The sequence below is a fragment of the Micromonospora sp. M51 genome (genome assembly GCF_018070305.1).
Classification (GTDB): Bacteria; Actinomycetota; Actinomycetes; order Mycobacteriales; family Micromonosporaceae; genus Micromonospora; species Micromonospora parva.
This window is the reverse complement of the sequence record NZ_JAGPXZ010000830.1, coordinates 1-2,491: the sequence shown is the minus strand read 5'-3', so window position 1 is coordinate 2,491 and position 2,491 is coordinate 1. Positions and strand designations below refer to the sequence as shown.

The window sequence follows — 2,491 nt, the reverse complement described above, 5'->3', positions numbered from 1 at the left end:
AGGTGGCTCCGGGAGGGAAGGACCTCCCGCGGCACCCTGGCGATCGAGGTTGCAGTGACGCTGTACGGCGAAAGCAGTCCACCTGTCGACGACCGGCCCACCGTGCAGGTCACCGCCGTCACCTGGCCGGACGATGGACCTGAGCCGGTCACGACAGCCGCTCCCGGCGAACCCGACAACGGCCCGCGCCGGTCACGCCGGGTGCGGATGCTGCTCGCCGCCGGCATCACCGGTGGTGTCCTCGCCGCCGTGGCGGGCGCCGGCGCCTGGGCGTACGCCGGTGACGTTCCCCGTGGCACCAGCGTGCTCGGCACCGAACTGGGCGGCCGGAGCCGCGCGGACGCCGACCGGGAGTTGCGGGCGGAGCTGGACCGGCGGGCGGCGACGCTGGCCACACCGCTGAAGGTGACCGTCGACGGGCGTACCGCCGAGATCAAACCGGCCGACGTGGGGCTGGCCGTCGACGTGCCGGCGACCGTCGCGGCGGCGGCTGAGGCCGACGCGCACCCGGTCAGCCGGCTGGTCGGCTCCCGCACCGTCGAGCCGGTGGTGACGGTCGACGTGGGCCGGTTGGACGACGCGCTCCGCAAGGTGCTCGGCGACCAGGCCCAGGGGATGACGATGCCGGCGATCACCTATCAGGGCACCACCCCGAAGGTGGTGCAGCCCAAGCCCGGGCTGGCCTTGAACCCGGAACGCTCCGCCGAGGTGGTCCGCGCCGGCTGGCTGGCCGGCGAGCCGGTCACCGTGCCCCTGGTGGAGACCCACCCGGCCACCACCCCGGAGGAGTTGGATCGGCTGGTCAACGAGCTGGCGAAGCCTGCGGTGGCCGCACCGGTCACCCTGCGCACCAGCAAGGGCTCGGTGACGGTCCCGCCCGCCGCCATCGCGAAGAGCCTGCGGTTCAACGCCGACAAGACCGGCAAGCTGACCCCCACGGTGGACGTCAAGCGCCTGCGCACCGCGCTCGGCGAGAAGTTGGCCGCCATCGAGGTGCCGCCGAAGGACGCCACGATGACGATTGCCGGCGGCCGGCCCACCGTGAAGGACGGACAGTCCGGGCAGCAGCTGGACACAGCGGCGCTCAGTCGGGACCTGCTCGCCGTGCTGCCAAAGGCAGACGGTCGCGAGGTGACCGGAGAGCTGAAGCCGACGCCGCCGCAGCTGACCGCGGAGAAGCTCGCCGGCCTGGGCATCAAGGAGCGGGTCTCCACCTTCACCACCCGGTTCACCGGCGGCATGGCCTCGTCGCGCAGCCAGAACATCGCCACGATCGCGAAGAAGGTGGACGGCACCGTCGTGCTGCCCGGGAAGACGTTCTCGCTCAACGGTCACACCGGGGAACGCGGCTACGCGCAGGGCTACCGGGACGCACCGGTCATCCTCGACGGCAAGTTGGTGCCGGGGGTCGGTGGTGGCACCTCGCAGTTCACCACCACGCTGTTCAACGCGACCTACTACGCCGGCTTGGAGGACGTCGAGCACAAGCCGCACTCGTACTGGTTCGACAGGTACCCGGCGGTCATCGAGTCGACCATCTTCTGGCCCAACCTGGACTTCAAGTTCCGCAACAACACCGAGTACGGCGTCCTCATCGACACGTCGTACACGTCCAGCTCGGTCACCGTGTCGATCTGGAGCACGAAGATCTACGACAGTGTGAAGACGGAGTACGGCCCGCGCCGCAACATCACGACGCCGAAGCAGATCCACCTGACCCCCGGGCCCTCGTGCATCGAGACCAACGGCATCAACGGCTTCACCCAGGACGCCTTCCGGGTCATCAAGAAGGGCGGCGTGGTGGTCAAGCGGGAGAAGTTCACCTGGCGCTACGACGCGGAACCCCGTTACGTCTGCGGCCCGAAGACGTCCTGAGGTCCACTCCAGGTCGGCCTTTTTCCTGAAGTCACAGGTGTGGGTCAGCTCGGCGGCGTTGCCGCCGGGCCCCCATCGCGCCTCCCACCCTGTGGCGGCATCGGCACCGTGCGGCTCTCCTGCACCCGGATCTCGGCCCGGAAGCGGTGCGCCGCCGGGTGCCACATCTCCTCGAACGGGCCCATGACCTCGCCCCCAATGCCACGACGACGGACCCGGGATGCGAGCCACCACAGGGTGCTCAGGACCGCGGCCACGCAGCCCGCGAACACCACGAATATCAGGACCTCGTCCACAGACCGAGCCTATCCGTGGGCACCCGGCCCAGGGGCGGACGCAAGATCGCGCAATATCCTGGTTGTCGTGGTGCCCGCACACCACCAAAGCCACTACATCCTGGATCGAGCGCGACCTTGACGCTCAAGGACGGTCCACCCGTTCCCGTTGGCGGCTGAGACGCAGAAAAGGCCACCCCGTGAGGGGTGGCCTTTTCTGAAAGATTGTCCGGCGGCGTCCTACTCTCCCACACCCTCACGAGTGCAGTACCATCGGCGCTGGAGGGCTTAGCTTCCGGGTTCGGAATGTAACCGGGCGTTTCCCCTCCGCCATGACCGCC

The 2,491-nt window shown here is 69.3% G+C and carries 2 protein-coding genes and 1 rRNA gene; 1 reads left to right on the top strand and 2 read right to left on the bottom strand.

The annotated features are described in order from the left end of the window. Positions 1–54: 54 nt before the first annotated feature. Positions 55–1,875: a VanW family protein gene (locus tag KBX53_RS29430; protein WP_210862884.1), complete on the top strand. Its 1,821-nt coding sequence runs from the start codon at positions 55–57 to the stop codon at positions 1,873–1,875. Positions 1,876–1,919: 44 nt separating this feature from the next. Here KBX53_RS29430 and KBX53_RS29425 read toward each other — a convergent pair whose 3' ends face one another. Next, on the bottom strand, positions 1,920–2,171 hold the full coding sequence (locus tag KBX53_RS29425) for a hypothetical protein (protein WP_051708133.1): 252 nt from the start codon (positions 2,169–2,171) through the stop codon (positions 1,920–1,922). Positions 2,172–2,377: 206 nt separating this feature from the next. Beyond that, positions 2,378–2,491, bottom strand: a 5S ribosomal RNA gene (gene rrf, locus KBX53_RS29420); the annotation flags it as partial.